The organism is Kytococcus sp. HMSC28H12 (assembly GCF_001816045.1).
GTDB classification, from domain to species: Bacteria; Actinomycetota; Actinomycetes; order Actinomycetales; family Dermatophilaceae; genus Kytococcus; species Kytococcus schroeteri.
Map to the genome: position 1 here is coordinate 1 of NZ_KV824336.1, position 16,331 is coordinate 16,331.

Below are 16,331 nucleotides of genomic sequence, written 5' to 3' on the forward strand. Positions count from 1 at the left end.
CGGCCGGCCCCGACGCCGAGCGGGGCCCCCTGGCACGTCTCGTGGCGGTGCTCGGGGCCAGCCAGGTGCTCGGTGACCACCTGGCGCGCCACCCGGAGCACCTCGAGCTGCTCGACGCCGAGACCCTGCCCACCCCCGAGGAGGCCCGCGAGGTGCTCGTGGCGGCGGTCTCCGAGGCCGTGGCGGCGGGGGAGAGCGGCGACGACGCGCTCCGCGTGGCCTACCGCGGTCAGCTGGTGCGCGTGGCCGGCCTCGACCTCACCGCCCCCGACCCCACCGAGGTGGTCGACGCCGTGGCCGCCGCCCTGGCGGACCTGGCCGCCGGCGCCCTCGAGGCGGCGCTCGTCATCGCGCGCCACGAGGTCGACCACGCCGAGGACGTGCGCCTGGCCGTCATCGGCATGGGCAAGACCGGCGGGCGCGAGCTCAACTACGTGAGCGACGTGGACGTCATCTTCGCCGCGGAGCCGGCCGAGGGGGTCGAGGAGGCCCGGGCCCTGCAGGTCGGGGCACGCCTCGCGACCCGCCTGGTGCAGGCCTGCGGCGCGACCACCGCCGAGGGCACGCTCTGGCCGGTGGACGCCGCGCTGCGCCCGGAGGGCAAGGCCGGGCCGCTCGTGCGCACCCTGGAGTCCTTCCGCGGCTACTACGAGCGGTGGGCCTCCACCTGGGAGTTCCAGGCGTTGCTCAAGGCGCGGCCGGTCGCCGGCGACCCCGAGTTGGGGCAGGCCTTCGTCGACCTCGTGGACCCGATGGTGTGGCAGGTGGCCACCCGGGACGGCTTCGTGGAGGGGGTGCAGGCCATGCGGCGCCGCGTGGAGGCCCACATCCCGGCCGCGGAGGCCAAGCGGCAGCTCAAGCTCGGCGCCGGGGGCCTGCGCGACATCGAGTTCTCCGTGCAGCTGCTGCAGCTCGTGCACGGGCGAGTCGACGAGTCGCTGCGCTCGGGCAGCACCCTGCCGGGGCTCACGGCGCTCGCGGCCGGCGGTTACGTGGCCCGGTCCGACGCCGCCGTGCTCGACCCGGCCTACCGTCTCCTGCGTGCCCTGGAGCACCGCATCCAGCTCGACCGCCTGCGGCGTTCGCACCTGCTGCCGGTGGACGAGGACGACCTGCGCCGCCTGGGCCGCGCGATGGGGTGGACCAAGGACCCGGCCCAGGAGGTGGAGCGGCGCTGGGCGGAGGTGTCCAAGGAGGTCCGGCGCCTCCACGAGCGATTGTTCTACCGCCCGGTCCTCTCCGCCCTCTCGGACCTCACGCCCACCCAGGCCCGGATGTCGCCGGACGCGGTCACCGAGCGCCTCGCCGCGCTGGGCTTCGCCGACCCCGCGGGGTCGGTGCGCCACCTGGAGTCGCTCACCCGGGGCGTCTCGCGGACCGCCGCCATTCAGCGTCAGCTGCTGCCGGCGATGCTCGGCTGGTTCGCCGGCTGGCCGGCCCCCGATGCGGGGCTGCTGGCCTTCCGCCGCATCAGCGAGTCGCTGGGCGGGACCCACTGGTACATGGCGATGCTGCGCGACGAGGGGCACGCCGCCCAGCGCTTCGCGCACGTCCTCTCGGCGAGCCGCTACCTCACGGGCCTGCTGGAACGCGGGCCGGACGCGGTGCGCCTGCTCGGCGAGCCGGACGCCCTGGTCCCGCCCTCGCGCGAGGCGGTCGTCTCGCGCATGCGCAGTGCGGTGGGCCGTGCGGGCTCGGTGGAGGACGCGGCCACGGCGGCCCGGGTGCTGCGACGCACGGAGGTCCTTCGCCTGGGCATCGGGCGCCTCACGGGGCAGGTGGACTCCGCGCAGGTCCAGGAGGGGCTCACCAACGCCGCCGAGGCCCTGCTCGACGCGGTGCTCGAGGCTGCCCTGGACGGCGACTCGACCGGGGTCGCCGTCATCGGCATGGGGCGCCTCGGTGGTGGGGAGATGGGCTTCGCCAGCGATGCCGACGTCTTCCTCGTGCACGACGACGCACCGGGGCGGGCGGAGGCCGCCACCGCGGCCCTCAAGGCCCTGCGTTCCACGCTCGTGGCCGGGTCCGAGCCCCCTTTGGAGGTCGACATCGACCTCCGGCCCGAGGGGCGCAGCGGGCCCACGGTGCGCGGCATCGCCTCCCTGGAGCAGTACTACGAGCGCTGGAGCTCGCCCTGGGAGGCGCAGGCCCTCGTCCGGGCCCGGCCGGTCGCCGGCGATGCCGAGCTCTGCGCACGGGTGATGGTCCTCGTCGACCCCCGTCGCTACCCCGAGGGGGGTCTGACGCCTGCGGCGCTGCGCGAGATGCGGGTGCTCAAGGCCCGCATGGAGGCCGAGCGCATCCCCCGCGGTGGTGACCCCCGGCTGCACCTCAAGCTGGGCCGCGGCGGCCTCTCGGACGTCGAGTGGACGGTGCAGATGCTCCAGATGGAGCACGCCGCCCGGCTGGCGGACCTGCGTACCGCGAGCACGCGCCAGGCCCTGACGGCGCTCCGTGGCCACGAGCTCCTCTCGGCCGCGGACGCCGAGGCCCTCTCGGAGGCGTGGGAGATGGCCGGGGAGGTCCGTGACGCGAGCATGCTCTGGCGCGGCCGGGCGAGCGACTCCATCCCCACCGACCCGCTCGACCGGGAGGGTGTGTCCCGCGCGATGGGGCGCCCTGCCGGCGCCGGGGCGGAGCTCACCGAGGAGTACCTGCGGCGGTCCCGCCGGGCTCGCGCCGTGGTGGAGCGCGTCTTCTTCGCCTGAGCCGGCGACCGCGTGCGCCGCTGGTCGGGGTCCGCTCCGTAGAATCCCGGGCGTGACCACCGACCCTCGCTCCCGCACCGGGGCCACCCTGCTGTGGTTCCGGGGGCACCAGGATGCGGTGGCCGACTGGCTGTCCGGGGGAGTCGTCTCCGCCGACCACGCGCGGGGCGACGGGTGGACCGTCGTGCGCCCCGCCTCGGTGCCCGCGGGCCTGGGACCCTACGGCGATGCCCTGGGTCTCACGCTGAGCCGGCCGGTCCCGGACAGGGTGCTGCCCGTCGTGGGGATGACGGTGCGGGGCGGGCTGCTCGTGGTGGCGGCAGCCGACGGGGGTGACGCCGAGCTGCACTGGGTCGTGGCCCAGCCGGGGGTGGGCCCCCACCCACTGGGTGACCTGCCGGTCTGTGGTCCGCGTCATCTCGCGCGGGTGGCAGGCGTACCCGACCAGGGCGATGCCGTGACGGGGTTGGTCTCCCGGGGGCGGGCGACGGGCGCCGACCCGGTGGCCCTCGGGGTGCGCCTGGCCGGTCTGCTGGGGCTGCCCGGCGCCGCCGAGTTCCGCCGGCCGGACCCGTTGCCGGGCAGTCGGCGCGTGGAACCCGACCCCCGCGAGGTCCAGCGCTTCGTGGGGGTGCTGTCCGACCGTCTGGCCGAGAGGGCCGAGGAGGAGGAACGATGAGGGCTCGTGTGCCGTTGCGGCTGTGGCCGGCGGTCGACGTCGTCGGCGGGCGGACCGCCCAGGACCTGGACGGTTCGCTGGCCGACCCGAGCGCGGCGGTGGCCCACTGGGTCGCCCAGGGCGCCGAGCGACTCCACCTGGTCGACCTGGACCGCGCCACCGGGCGCGGCGCGAACGACGCGCTGATGGCCGAGCTGGTGCGTTCCGCCGGCGTCCCCGTGGAGGTGTCCGGCGGGGTCCTCGCAACCGAGGACGTGGAGCGCGCCCTCGGGTGGGGCGCGGTGGCCGTCACCGCCTCCTCGGCCCTCTGGCGGGACCCGGTGGCCGCGCGCGCCCTGGCTGCCCGGTACGGCGAGGAGCTCCAGCTCGGACTCGACCTCCGGGACGGCCGCGTGGTGGCCCGGGGCACCGATCTCGACCTCGGTCCGGTCACGGACCACTGGGCCGCGTTGGGCGCTCTCGGGCCGCGCCGTTGGGTCGTCGCCTCCGCCGGGGCCGACGGTCGCATGACCGGACCGGACCTCGCAGGACTCCGTGAGGCCGCGGCGCACCTGCAGGGGACCCTCGTGGCCTCCGGCGGGGTGAGCACCACCGGCGACCTCGTGGCGGTCTCGAGCCTCCGCGGTCCCCACGGCCCGGCGGTCGGCGAGGTCATCCTCGGGGCCGCGCTGTACGCGGGCGCCGTGGAGCTGGGCCGGGCCCAGCGTCTGCTCGGTGAGCTCGCGGGCCCGCCCACCGACCCCACCGCCGACTCGGCCGGCACTCCCTGGGAGGGGCGCTCCCTCCAGCGCGGTGAGTTCGACGACGACGACGGCGCCCTCGACCCCGCGCTGCCCGGCCCGGGGGAGGACCCGCTGGACGACGGTGCCCTGGTGGCCGCCCTCGACACCGCCCGCGTGTTCGTGGGCGTCCTCGCCGAGGAGGGTGCGGACGCCGCCGACGTGGCTGTGGCGCAGGTGCGCACCCCGCAGGGTTGGGCGGCGCTGCCGGTGTTCACCACGGTCGAGGAGGTCACGCGCTGGCGGGCCGACGCACGCCCGGTGCCGGTCCGCGGCCACACGGTGGCGCAGGCTGCGCTCTCCGACGAGGCCCCGGCGCTGGTCGTCGATCCCGGCTCCCCGGCCGCGCGCGTCGTCCGGCCCTCGATGGTGCGTGCGCTGGCCCGCCGCATCCCGTGGCGGCGCCCCGTGGACGACGAGGTGGTGCTGGCCGGCCTGCGCCGGCTCAAGGAGGACCCCCGGGTCACGGGTGTCGCGGTGCGCAGCGGCCCGGAGGGCGAGCTCGTCCTGGGGCTGCGGGGACTGGGCGACGACCGCGAGGCGGGGCGTCTGGTCGCCGGCGTCCTGGAGGACGTCGAGGTCCGCTCCCGCGTCGACGGCGTGGTCGTCAGTGCCCTGGGTTTGGACCCACACGCCTGACCGGCTATCCTGTCCGTCTGAAGTGAGACCCCGTCTCCACCTGCGGCCGATCCGGTACGTGGGTCGTGCACTCCCACGGTGCGTCGCGTGACACCACGCGGCGTCGCCTGAGTCCTTGGCCGCAAGGCCTCGGTGGGGGAGGTGCCCCGCATCGTGCGGTGGCCGCTGCATGGTCTGGGTCTCTCCGGCAGGTGCCGAGAGGCCCTTTCTTCGTGTGGAGGAGGGGTCGAGCGTCACCCGTCATCGACCCGACGAAGGAGTAGCACCATCAGCGAGCCCCGCATCAACGACCGCATCCGGGTCCCGGAAGTGCGGTTGGTCGGCCCCAACGGCGAGCAGGTCGGCATCGTGCGCGTCAAGGACGCCCTGCGTCTGGCAGCCGAGGCCGACCTGGATCTCGTGGAGGTCGCTCCCATGGCCAAGCCTCCGGTCGCCAAGCTCATGGACTACGGCAAGTTCAAGTACGAGAACGCCATGAAGGACCGTGAGTCGCGCAAGAAGCAGGTCAACACGGTCATCAAGGAGATCAAGCTCCGGCCGAAGATCGACCAGCACGACTACGAGACCAAGAAGGGTCACGTCGAGCGCTTCCTGTCCGCCGGCGACAAGGTCAAGGTCACCATCATGTTCCGTGGCCGCGAGCAGTCGAAGCCCGAGCTGGGCTTCCGCCTGCTGCAGCGCCTGGCCGAGGACATCAGCGAGCTGGGCGTCGTCGAGAGCAAGCCCAAGCAGGACGGCCGCAACATGACCATGGTCTTCGGCTCGACCCGCAACAAGGCCCAGGCCCAGGCGGCACGCCGCAAGGAGCAGGAGGCCAAGAAGCGGGAGCGCAAGGGCGAGTCCGACCAGCCCGAGACGCCGGCCCAGCAGGCCGCCGAGGCGCCCGCAGAAGCCTGAGGTCCTCCGACCTCCCCGGCACGGTTCCGCCGTGCCGCCCCACCTGTCCGTCAGAACGAAGGGATCGGCCCATGCCGAAGAACAAGACCCACTCCGGTACCAAGAAGCGTTTCCGCGTGACCGGCAGCGGCAAGATCATGCGCCAGCGCGCCCGCCACGTCCACAAGTTCCAGGAGCGTTCGTCCAGCGACGCCCGCCGCCTGGTGAACGACGTGCCGGTGGCCAAGGCCGACGAGAAGAAGATCAAGAAGCTGCTGGGTATCTGACCCGCGCCTGATCTCCCCAGCACCTACCTACTGATTCAAGGAGTTACCACGTGGCACGCGTGAAGCGGGCAGTCAACGCCCAGAAGAAGCGTCGAGTCGTTCTCGAGCGCGCCAGCGGTTACCGCGGCCAGCGCTCGCGTCTCTACCGCAAGGCCAAGGAGCAGGTCACCCACTCGCTGGTCTACTCGTTCGACCACCGCAAGGACCGCAAGGGCGACTTCCGCCGTCTGTGGATCCAGCGCATCAACGCTGCGGCCCGCGCGAACGGCATGACCTACAACCGGTTCATCCAGGGCCTGAAGATCGCGGAGGTCGAGGTCGACCGCCGCATGCTGGCCGAGCTGGCCGTCAACGACCCGGCCACCTTCACCGCCCTGGTGGAGATCGCCCGCGCCAACGTCCCGGCCGTCAAGGGTGACGAGACCGCCACCGCCGGCGCCGCCCCGCGTGGCCAGAAGGCCGCCACCGCTGCCGCCCAGGCTGGCGACAGCGCCTCCGTCGAGGCTTCTCGCGAGGCCGAGAACGTGGCCGCGAACGCCTGAGTTCCCACCACACCACCGAACGCCGGTCCACCGTGCTCCCCCGTGACACCCACCTGACCTCCACATCGGGGCGGGTCCGGGCGGCGGCACAGCTGGGCCGGCGTTCGGCGCGTCGGCGCACCGGGCGCTACCTCGTGGAGGGCCCCCAGTGCGTCCGCGAGCTGCTGCGGCACGAGCCCGAGCTCGCCGAGGACGTCTTCGTCACCGCGGACTTCCTCACCACCCAGGCCGAGTTCCGCGAGCTGCTCGAGTCCACGCCCGTCCACTCCCACCTCGTGGACGCCGGGGTGCTGCGCACCATCGCCGATGCGGACACGCCCGCCGGCATCGTGGCCGTTGCCCGGTGGCGCCCGGCCACCCTCGAGGAGGTGCTCCCGGGACTGGGGGAGGGCTTCGGCGCGGTGCTCTCGGAGGTCCGTGACCCGGGCAACCTCGGGACGGTCGTGCGCGCTGCCGACGCCGCCGGTGCGTCCTTCGTCGTGGTCACCGACGCCTCGGTCGACGTCACCAACCCCAAGGTCGTGCGCTCCACGGCCGGCTCGCTGCACCACCTCCCGGTGGTCACCGGCGTCCCCTTCGAGGTCCTGCGTGAGGCGACGGCCGGCTCCGTGCGCCTCGTGGCCGCCGACGGCTACGCCACCACGACGCTGCCCGCGGCCGACCTGACCGGCCCCCACCTGTGGGTCTTCGGCAACGAGGCCCGCGGCCTGCCGGACGCCCAGGTGGCCGCCTGCGACGACGCGGTGGCCGTCCCCCTGCTGGGGCGTGCCGAGTCGCTCAATCTCGCCACCGCCGCCGCCGTCTGCCTCTACGCCTCGGCGATGCACCCCGCACGCGCCTGACGCGCCGCCCCGGGCCGTAGGATGCGGGGCATGTCGAGCCCGGACCACACCCCGCCCGAGACGGCCCCCGAGATCACCCAGGAGGCCGTCGACGCGCTCGTCGAGCAGGCCGTCGCGGACCTCGAGGCGGCCGGCTCCCTGGAGGAGCTGAAGACTGCCCGCCTGGCCCACCTCGGTGACCGCGCGCCGCTCTCCCTGGCCAACCGCAGCATCGGCCAGCTGCCCAACGAGCAGAAGAAGGACGCCGGGCGCATCGTCGGTCAGGCCAAGGGGCGGGTGAACAAGGTCCTGGCCGCCCGCGAGGAGGCCCTCCAGGCGCAGCGGGCCGAGCAGATCCTCCTCGAGGAGACCGTCGACGTCACCGCCCTCCCGGCCCGGCGCAGCGTCGGCTCCCGCCACCCCGTGGAGCTCGTGCAGCAGCGCATGGCCGAGATCTTCACCGGGCTGGGCTGGGAGATCGCCGAGGGCCCCGAGGTCGAGGCGGAGTGGTTCAACTTCGACGCGCTCAACTTCGACGCTGACCACCCGGCCCGCGCCGAGGCCGACACCTTCTACGTCGACCCGCCCGAGCGGAACCTCGTGATGCGCACGCACACCTCCCCGGTGCAGGCTCGCGCCCTCATCGAGCGCGGTGCCCCGCTGTACGTGGCGGTCCCCGGCAAGGTGGGCCGCACCGACGAGATCGACGCCACCCACCTGCCGGTCTTCCACCAGATCGAGGGCCTGGCGGTCGACAAGGGCCTCACCATGGCGCACCTGCGCGGCACCCTGGACCACTTCGCCGCCGAGCTTTTCGGCGAGGGGATCACCACCCGCCTGCGTCCCAACTTCTTCCCCTTCACCGAGCCGAGTGCGGAGATGGACTTCCTGTGCACCGTCTGCCGCGGTGAGGACACCGCCTGCCGCACCTGCGGCGGCACCGGTTGGATCGAGTGGGGCGGCTGCGGCATGGTCCACCCGAACGTGCTGCGCGCCTGCGGGGTGGACCCCGAGGTCTACACCGGCTTCGCGTTCGGCATGGGCGTGGAGCGCGCCCTCATCTTCCGCAACGGCGTCGGCGACCTGCGCGACCTCATCGAGGGCGACGTCCGCTTCAACACGAACTTCACGGTGGAGGTCTGATGCTCATCCCGATCAGCTGGCTGTCCGAGTACGTCGACCTGCCCGCGGGCACCACCGGGGCCGAGGTCGCGGCCGCCCTCGTGAAGGTGGGCTTCGAGGAGGAGTCCCTCGGCGCGCCGATGGTGACCGGTCCGGTCGTCGTCGGTCGCGTGCTCTCGCGCGAGCCGGAGCCGCAGAAGAACGGCAAGACCATCAACTGGTGCCAGGTGGACGTCGGGGATGCCAACGGCACCGGGGAGCCCCAGGGCATCGTCTGCGGCGCGCACAACTTCGACGCCGGGGACCTCGTGGTCGTCTCCCTGCCGGGGGCCGTCCTGGCCGGCGGCTTCGCCATCAGCGAGCGCAAGACCTACGGCCACCTGTCGGCGGGCATGATCTGCTCAGCCTCCGAGCTCGGCCTGGGGGACGACCACGACGGCATCATCGTGCTCACCGAGTACCTGGGTGAGCAGTCCGCGGGCCTGGAGCCCGGCCAGGACGCCCTGCCGCTGCTGGGCCTGGACACCGAGACCATCGAGGTGAACGTGACCCCGGACCGTGGCTACGCCATGAGCATCCGCGGTCTGGCCCGCGAGTACGCGCACTCGACCGGCGCCACCTTCACCGACCCCGCCCTGCTCGAGGTCGACACGCCCTCCGGGCCGGGCGTCCCGGTGGCCCTCCGCGACGAGGCGCCGGTCCGCGGCGTCCCGGGCTGCGACCGCTACGTCGCTCGTGTGGTGCGCGGCATCGACCGTTCCCGCCCGACCCCGCGCTGGATGGCCAAGCGCCTCACCGACGCCGGGGTGCGCCCGCTGGGGCTCGTGGTGGACGTCACCAACTACGTGATGCTGGCGGTCGGCCAGCCCCTCCACGCCTTCGACCTGGGCGCGGTGTCCGGTGGCATCGAGGTGCGCCGGGCGCAGGCGGGGGAGAAGCTCACCACACTCGACGGCCGGGAGCGCACCCTGGACGCCGAGGACCTCGTCATCGCCTCCGGTGGTGTCCCCGTGGCCCTCGCCGGTGTCATGGGTGGCCAGGACTCCGAGATCTCGGAGACCACCACCGACCTCCTGCTGGAGTCCGCCCACTTCGAGGCCGTCGGGATCGCCCGCACCGCGCGTCGCCACCGCTTGGTGTCCGAGGCCTCCAAGCGCTACGAGCGCCGGGTCGACCCGCAGCTCGCTCCGGCGGCCGCGCAGATGGCGGTGGACCTCCTCGTGGATCTCGGCGGGGGAGTGGCCGAGGAGGCCTTCACCGAGGTCGACGAGACCTCGGCGCCGGAGACGTTCGCCTTTGACACCGGCCGCCCGAGCGCCGTCGTCGGCGTCGACTACGACCGCCGCACGGTGGTGGAGCGGCTGCGCATGATCGGGTGCGAGGTGACCGCCGACCGGGGCGACGCCGCCGAGGGGGACCACGGTGTGGTGACCGTCCTGCCGCCGTCCTGGCGCCCGGACCTGAGGATCCCCGAGGACCTCGTCGAGGAGGTCGCTCGGCTGGGTGGCTACGACGCCATCCCCTCGGTCCTGCCCAAGGCCCCCGGCGGGCGTGGTCTGACGCTGTCGCAGCGTCGCCGCCGCATCGCCGCGGACCTCCTGGCCGATGCGGGCCTCCACCAGGTCGTGACGCTGCCCATGACCTCCGCCGAGCAGTGGGACCGCCTGGGCTACCCGGAGGACGACCCGCGCCGCAACGCGGTGCGCCTGCACAACCCGCTGCGCGCCGAGGAGCCCTTCCTGCGCACGGACCTGCTGCAGACGCTCGTGCCGGCCGCCCGTCGCAACCTGGCCCGCGGCCAGCGCCGGGCTGCGGTCTACGAGCTCGGGCGCGTCGTCATCCCCCACGGCGACGGTGTGGCCCCGGTGCAGGAGGTGGGTGTCCCCGCGTCCGCGGAGATGCTCGCGGCCCTGGCCGACGCCGTGCCGCACCAGCCGTTCCACGCCGCCGGCATCATCGCCGGCGAGTGGGAGCGCCAGGGCTGGTGGGGCCCGGCCCGCGTCGCCGAGTGGTCCGACGCGCTGGAGGTCGTGCTCTCCCTGGCGTCCCGCTTCGGGGTGGAGGTCACGGTCGAACAGGCGCAGCACGCGCCCTTCCATCCCGGCCGCTGCGCACGTCTCGTCCTCGCGGACGGCACCGTCTGGGGCCACGCCGGCGAGCTGCACCCGCAGCGCCTGACGGAGCTGGAGCTGCCGGAGCGCACCGTCGCCTTCGAGGTCGACGTCGACGCCCTCGTGGCCGCCTCCCCGGAGGTCTCCACGCACCAGGACTTCTCCGCCCAGCCGCACTCGCGGGTGGACGTGGCACTGGTCACCGACGCATCGGTGCCGGCCGCCGCCCTGGAGTCCGCGCTGCGCGAGGGCGCGGGGGAGCACCTGGAGTCGGTGGAGATGTTCGACCAGTACACCGGTGAGCAGGTGGGCGAGGGTCGGCGCAGCACGGCGTGGCGCCTGACCTTCCGGGCCGCCGACCGGACGCTGACCAACGAGGAGACCAACGCGGCGCGCGACGCCGCCATCGCCCTGGCTGCCGAGCGCACCGGGGCGGAGCACCGTGGCTGAGCGCCGGTCCGCCCTGGTCGTCGGGGCCTCCCGCGGCATCGGGGCCCACCTGGCGCGTGGGTTCGCCGCGGCCGGGTGGGACCTCGCCCTCACCGCCCGCGATGCCGGGGACCTCGCCGTGGTGGCCGACGACTGTCACGCTCACGGCGCGACGGTGAGCTGCCACGTCCTGGAGGTGACCGACGCCGAGGCCGTCGACGAGGTCGTCGCTGCGTCCTGGCAGGAGCACGCCGGGCTCGACGCCGCGCTCGTGGTCGCAGGCGTCATCGAGACCGAGGCCCCGCTGTGGGAGGTCGACGTCGAGGAGCTCTGGCGGGTCATCGAGGTGAACGTGCGGGGACCGCTGCTGGTGGCCCACGCGCTGGCGCCCCGCATGCTCGAGGCCGGATGTGGCCGTGTCGTCATGCTCAACTCGGGCTCCGGCACGCGCAACTCCGGCACCTACGCCGCCTACGGGGCGAGCAAGTCGGCGCTCTCCCGCATCACCGGCGGTCTCCACGAGGCTGGTGCGGAGCGGGCACTGCGCGCCTTCGACCTCGCCCCGGGGGTGGTCCGCACGGACATGACCGCCTCCATGCCGATGCACGACGACCGGACCGACTGGACGGAGCCCGCGGAGGTGGTCGAACTGGCGTTGGCCCTGGCCGACGGGCGCCTGGACGCGTGGTCCGGGCGCATGGTGCGGGCCGGTGCGGACACGGTGGAGACGCTCCGGCAGGTCACCCCCTCCGGCCCGGCCCGCACCCTGGGCCTCAGGTCATACGGGCCGGGCGACCCTCTCGCCTGAGGGGACGAGCCGTCGGGCCAGGGCAGCCGTTGAGTCGCTGATGAGCTCGACGGGGCCCCGTCCGGGGAGGAAGCGCTGCCAGAGCCAGGCGAGTGCGAGACCTCCGACGGTGCAGGCGGCCAGGAGCGTCCACGAGTTGTCGTGGCCGTACTGCCGTGCCCACCAGGCACTTGCCAGCACATGGGCGGCGTAGAGGCTCAGGGCCGACATACCCATGGTCGCGAGGGGCCTCGCGAGGGCGGGGACGGTGCCTGCCAGGAGGAATGCCGTCGTGAACCCCCAGACCGCCATGCCGGTGTTGGCCAGGGTCTCTACCCAGCTTCCGGAGTCGGCGACCATGACCAGGACGCCGAGGCGGTGGCCGACCATGAGCGCAGCCGTGAGCGCGAGGCCGGTGCACGCCAGCAGGAGCTGGCGGAGGCGCCCCTGTCGGGCGTGCCGCAGCAGGAGGACACCGACGGCCATGTAGGCGACGAAGGGGATGAGTCGGTAGTGCGGGTCGGCAGCCACGACGTGCAGGATCGTCGCGCGGAGGTCATCGCCCTCCAGCAGGGCCCGCCGGTAGAGCGGCACGGACCAGTCCCGAGCCAGGGGGGTGATGACGACGCAGGAGACGGCGACCACCCCGACGATCCAGCTGGGCAGCAGGGCCAGCAGCGGGCTGACGAGGACGGCTGCAGCCAGCGCCTGCAGCACGATGGCGATCTGGGCACCCTGGGTCTCGAGCCACGCACCGAGTACGACGAGGACGACGGCCCGCGGGATGATTCCGGCCACCGTGCGCAGGAACCCGTTGCGCTCAGCGGAGATGGCCGTGCCTGCTCCCACCAGCATGACGAACAGCGACGCGGCGAAGAACTCAGAGAGGTTCAGCAGCTGTCCGGGCCCACCGGACGGGGCGAAGTGGGCGACGAACATGCCCACGATCGAGGCGCCGCGGGCGGCGTCGAGTCCCAGTTCCCGGCGAGGCGCAGTTGACGACGGCGAAGAGCTCATGACGACCCCGTTTGGATGAACATGCAGGTGTGTGAAATATTCAGGTCATGCCAGTAGCCACCACCCCCACGGCGAGGCGTCAGCTGATCGCCGACCTGGTGACGCGGAACGACGTGCACACACAACCACAACTCATGGACATGCTGCGTGCGCACGGCGTCGAGGTGTCGCAGGGCACCCTCTCGCGTGACCTCGATGAGTTGGGCGCGGTCAAGGTGCGCCACGGTGGAGCCCTCGTGTACGCCGTCCCCGGACTCGGGGGCGACCGCACCCCGCGTGCCGCCGAGGCCACCGAGGTGATCCCCGGCCGCCTCCGCCGTGCGGTGGGAGACCTCCTCGTGAGCGCCGAGTCCACCGGCAACCTCGTCGTCGCCCGCACCCCGCCGGGCGCTGCCCAGTACCTTGCCAGCATGCTCGACCAGGCCGAGCTCGACGCCCTCCTGGGCACTGTCGCGGGCGACGACACCCTGCTGCTCGTGGCCCGCGGTGGCCCCGATGCGGGGGAGCGCCTCGCCGCCCAGCTGCTCACCCTGGCCACCCGACGCACCGACACCGAAGGAGCCCCAGTGCACCAGAACCCCGACACCACCGCCGGAGCCGATCAGTGAGCCCGCAGGCAGGCGGCCTGTGGGGCGGTCGGTTCGAAGGGGCCGGCGACGACGCCCTCACGGCACTGAGCCGCTCGACCCACTTCGACATGCGCCTGGCGCCCTACGACCTCGCCGGCTCGCGCGCCCACGCCCGGGCCCTGCACCGCGCCGGTATCCTCACTGAGGCCGACCGGGACGCCATCGTGGGCGGCCTGGACCAGTTGGAGGCCGACCTCGAGGCGGGGACCTTCACGGTCGTGCCCGAGGACGAGGACGTCCACTCCGCCCTCGAGCGGGGTCTCGTGGAGCGGGTCGGCCCGGAGGTCGGTGGCCGTCTGCGCGCCGGTCGTTCGCGCAACGACCAGATCGCCACCCAGGTGCGCCTGTACCTGCGCGACGCGATCGCCGAGGTCGCCGACCAGGTGGCCGACGTGGTCGACGCCCTCGGGGAACAGTCCCGTCGCCACCCCGACGCGGTGATGCCGGGCCGTACTCACCTGCAGCACGCTCAGCCGGTGCTGCTGGCCCACCACCTCGGCGCCCACGCGTGGTCGTTCCTCCGTGATCTCGAGCGGCTGCGGGACCTCGCGTGCCGACTCGACCGGTCTGCCTACGGGTCGGCCGCCCTGGCCGGGACCTCCCTCGGGCTGGACCCCGTCTCCGTGGCCCACGAGCTGGGCTTCAGCGACTCGGTGCCCAACAGCATCGACGGCACCGCCTCGCGTGACCTGGTGGCCGAGTTCTGCTTCGTCATCGCCCAGCTGGGCATCTCGATGTCACGCCTCAGCGAGGAGGTGATCCTCTGGGCCACCGCGGAGTTCCGCTACGTGACGCTCTCGGACGCCTTCTCCACCGGCTCCAGCATCATGCCGCAGAAGAAGAACCCCGACGTCGCCGAACTGGCCCGCGGCAAGAGCGGACGACTCATCGGGGACCTGGCGGGCCTCATGGCCACGCTCAAGGGACTCCCACTGGCCTACAACCGCGACCTGCAGGAGGACAAGGAGCCGGCCTTCGACGCGCACGACACCGCCGTCCTGCTGCTCCCCGCGGTGGCCGGCATGGTGCGCACCCTCACCTTCCACCCCGACACGATGGAGGCCTCCGCGCCGCGCGGGTTCTCGCTGGCCACCGACCTCGCCGACTGGATGGTCCGCCAGGGCGTGCCCTTCCGGGACGCCCACGAGGCCTCGGGGGAGTGCGTGCGGCGGTGCGAGGCGGCCGGCATCGAGCTCGACGAGCTGCCCGACGAGGACCTGGCACAGGTGCACCCCGCGCTCACCCCCGAGGTGCGGTCCGTCCTCGACGTCCGCGGGTCGGTGGAGGCCCGCGACGGTCGCGGCGGGACGGCGCCGGTGCGGGTGGCCGAGCAGTGGCAGGAGCTCACCGAGGCCCTGGACCGCGTCACCGCCGAGGTCCAGACGGCCACCGGAGGACGTTCCGCGCAGCAGGCCTGATCCGATGGCGTGCACGGGCCCCGTCTCCACCCCGCACCGGGAGGAGGCGGGGCCTGTGGCACAGTGTGCGCCGTGAGCGAGAACACCGGGAACCCCGTGGACGGCGCAGCAGCGCGCACCCGTGCAGCGGTGGTCGACGAGCTCCAGTGGCGCGGCCTCATCGGCCAGTCCACGGACCTCGAGGCCCTTCGTGACCTGATGGCCCGGGGGCCGGTGACCTTCTACTGCGGATTCGACCCGACGGCACCCTCCCTGCACGTGGGACACCTCGTCCAGCTGCTCACGATGCGCCGCCTCCAGCAGGCGGGCCACCGTCCGCTCGTCCTCGTCGGCGGGTCCACGGGCCTCATCGGCGACCCGCGTCCCACCTCCGAGCGCACCCTCAACAGCCCGGAGACCGTGCGCGGCTGGGTGGACTCGATTGCCCACCAGGTGCGGCCCTTCCTCGACTTCGAGGGGGAGAACGCTGCGGTCCCGGTGAACAACCTCGACTGGTTCGGGGGTCTGAGCGCGCTGGACTTCCTGCGGGACGTCGGCAAGCACTTCCGCGTCAACCAGATGCTCAAGAAGGACGCCATCGCCGCGCGCCTGGCCTCCGAGGAGGGGATCTCCTACACCGAGTTCAGCTACCAGCTGCTGCAGGGCTTCGACTACGGCCACCTGCACGAGCAGTACGACTGCCGGTTGCAGATCGGTGGTGGCGACCAGTGGGGCAACCTGAGCAGCGGTGTGGACTACGTGCACCGGACCACGGGGGAGTCCGTCCATGCGCTCTCCACGCCGCTGGTCACGGACGCCTCGGGCCGCAAGTTCGGCAAGTCCGAGGGGAACGCCATTTGGCTGGATGCCGAGCTCACCTCCCCGTGGGCCTTCTACCAGTTCTGGGTCAACGCGGACGACGCCACGGTGGTCTCCTACCTCAAGCTCTTCACCGACCGTTCCCCCGAGGACATCGCCGAGCTGGAGCGCCAGGTGGCCGAGGAGCCTTTCCGCCGTGCGGCACAGAAGGCGCTCGCCGAGGACATGACCCGGCTCGTGCACGGTGACGACGCGACGACAGCCGTCCAGCAGGCCGCCGAGGCGCTCTTCGGCAAGGGTGACCTGGCGGCCGTGGACCCCCGGGCCCTGACGGATGCGACCGCCGAGCTGGCCGGTGCCGACGTCCAGGTGGGCGACGCCTGGATCGACGTCGTGGTGGCGTGCGGCTTCGCCGACTCCCGCAAGGCCGCCAAGCGACTCCTCGCAGAGGGCGCGATGTCGGTCAACGGAACCCGGATCGAGGGGATCGACGGTGCCATCGCCGCGGACGACTTCCTCGCGGGGCGCGTGGCCGTCGTGCGTCGTGGTCGCAAGTCGATGGCCGCAGCCCGCCTCAGCGAGGGCGGCTGAGCCGCATCCCGTCCGCAGAACGGGCCGTCCGGGGACCACCCGGGCGGCCCGTTTTGCGTCGGGCCCGCTGGGTGTGTATTGTTCCTCCTCGTTGCCCA

The 16,331-nt window shown here is 73.3% G+C and carries 13 protein-coding genes and 1 pseudogene; 13 read left to right on the forward strand and 1 reads right to left on the reverse strand.

The features are described from left to right. The 10 genes and pseudogenes from HMPREF3099_RS03070 to HMPREF3099_RS03115 form a co-directional block, all read left to right on the forward strand. On the forward strand, positions 1–2,708 hold a 2,708-nt coding region (locus HMPREF3099_RS03070; RefSeq protein ID WP_070703839.1), incomplete at its 5' end, for a bifunctional [glutamine synthetase] adenylyltransferase/[glutamine synthetase]-adenylyl-L-tyrosine phosphorylase. A 52-nt stretch (positions 2,709–2,760) separates the two neighbouring features. Then, a complete protein-coding gene (locus HMPREF3099_RS03075) occupies positions 2,761–3,387 on the forward strand; it encodes a hypothetical protein (RefSeq protein WP_070703841.1) in 627 nt (208 codons plus the stop codon). Then, positions 3,384–4,805, forward strand: coding sequence for a HisA/HisF-related TIM barrel protein (locus HMPREF3099_RS03080; protein ID WP_083323445.1), 1,422 nt, complete (start codon positions 3,384–3,386; stop codon positions 4,803–4,805). The genes HMPREF3099_RS03075 and HMPREF3099_RS03080 overlap by 4 nt, the downstream gene beginning before the upstream one ends. 315 nt (positions 4,806–5,120) lie before the next feature. Continuing rightward, positions 5,121–5,702 (forward strand): translation initiation factor IF-3, encoded by a 582-nt coding sequence (infC, locus tag HMPREF3099_RS03085; RefSeq protein ID WP_371327504.1) that lies wholly within the window; start codon positions 5,121–5,123, stop codon positions 5,700–5,702. 71 nt (positions 5,703–5,773) lie between these two features. Further along, on the forward strand, positions 5,774–5,968 hold the full coding sequence (gene rpmI, locus HMPREF3099_RS03090) for a 50S ribosomal protein L35 (protein WP_070703846.1): 195 nt from the start codon (positions 5,774–5,776) through the stop codon (positions 5,966–5,968). A gap of 50 nt (positions 5,969–6,018) precedes the next feature. Then, a pseudogene (rplT, locus tag HMPREF3099_RS03095) lies at positions 6,019–6,375 on the forward strand (50S ribosomal protein L20); the annotation flags it as partial. Between the two features lie 167 nt (positions 6,376–6,542). Then, a complete protein-coding gene (locus tag HMPREF3099_RS03100; RefSeq protein ID WP_237769716.1) occupies positions 6,543–7,352 on the forward strand; it encodes a TrmH family RNA methyltransferase in 810 nt (269 codons plus the stop codon). Positions 7,353–7,382: 30 nt separating this feature from the next. Then, positions 7,383–8,474, forward strand: coding sequence for a phenylalanine--tRNA ligase subunit alpha (pheS, locus tag HMPREF3099_RS03105; RefSeq protein ID WP_070703850.1), 1,092 nt, complete (start codon positions 7,383–7,385; stop codon positions 8,472–8,474). After that, positions 8,474–11,014, forward strand: a complete 2,541-nt coding sequence (gene pheT / locus HMPREF3099_RS03110; protein WP_070703852.1) for a phenylalanine--tRNA ligase subunit beta — start codon at positions 8,474–8,476, stop codon at positions 11,012–11,014. The genes pheS and pheT overlap by 1 nt, the downstream gene beginning before the upstream one ends. Next, positions 11,007–11,801, forward strand: a complete 795-nt coding sequence (locus HMPREF3099_RS03115) for an SDR family NAD(P)-dependent oxidoreductase (RefSeq protein WP_070703854.1) — start codon at positions 11,007–11,009, stop codon at positions 11,799–11,801. Before pheT ends, HMPREF3099_RS03115 begins: the two co-directional genes overlap by 8 nt. Here the strand turns inward: HMPREF3099_RS03115 and HMPREF3099_RS03120 are convergent. After that, positions 11,772–12,797 carry a heparan-alpha-glucosaminide N-acetyltransferase domain-containing protein gene (locus HMPREF3099_RS03120; protein WP_083323447.1) on the reverse strand — a complete coding sequence of 342 codons (1,026 nt, stop codon included), beginning with the start codon at positions 12,795–12,797 and terminating at the stop codon, positions 11,772–11,774. The two genes, HMPREF3099_RS03115 and HMPREF3099_RS03120, sit on opposite strands and share 30 nt — an antisense overlap. 47 nt (positions 12,798–12,844) lie before the next feature. Here HMPREF3099_RS03120 and HMPREF3099_RS03125 point away from each other — a divergent pair, with 47 nt between their 5' ends. From HMPREF3099_RS03125 to tyrS, 3 genes are all read left to right on the forward strand, one after another. Next, positions 12,845–13,405 (forward strand): arginine repressor, encoded by a 561-nt coding sequence (locus HMPREF3099_RS03125; protein WP_070703858.1) that lies wholly within the window; start codon positions 12,845–12,847, stop codon positions 13,403–13,405. Further along, positions 13,402–14,844, forward strand: a complete 1,443-nt coding sequence (gene argH / locus HMPREF3099_RS03130) for an argininosuccinate lyase (RefSeq protein ID WP_070703860.1) — start codon at positions 13,402–13,404, stop codon at positions 14,842–14,844. Before HMPREF3099_RS03125 ends, argH begins: the two co-directional genes overlap by 4 nt. Positions 14,845–14,916: 72 nt before the next feature. Beyond that, positions 14,917–16,233 carry a tyrosine--tRNA ligase gene (gene tyrS, locus HMPREF3099_RS03135; RefSeq protein ID WP_237769717.1) on the forward strand — a complete coding sequence of 439 codons (1,317 nt, stop codon included), beginning with the start codon at positions 14,917–14,919 and terminating at the stop codon, positions 16,231–16,233. The last annotated feature ends 98 nt before the right edge of the window (positions 16,234–16,331 follow it).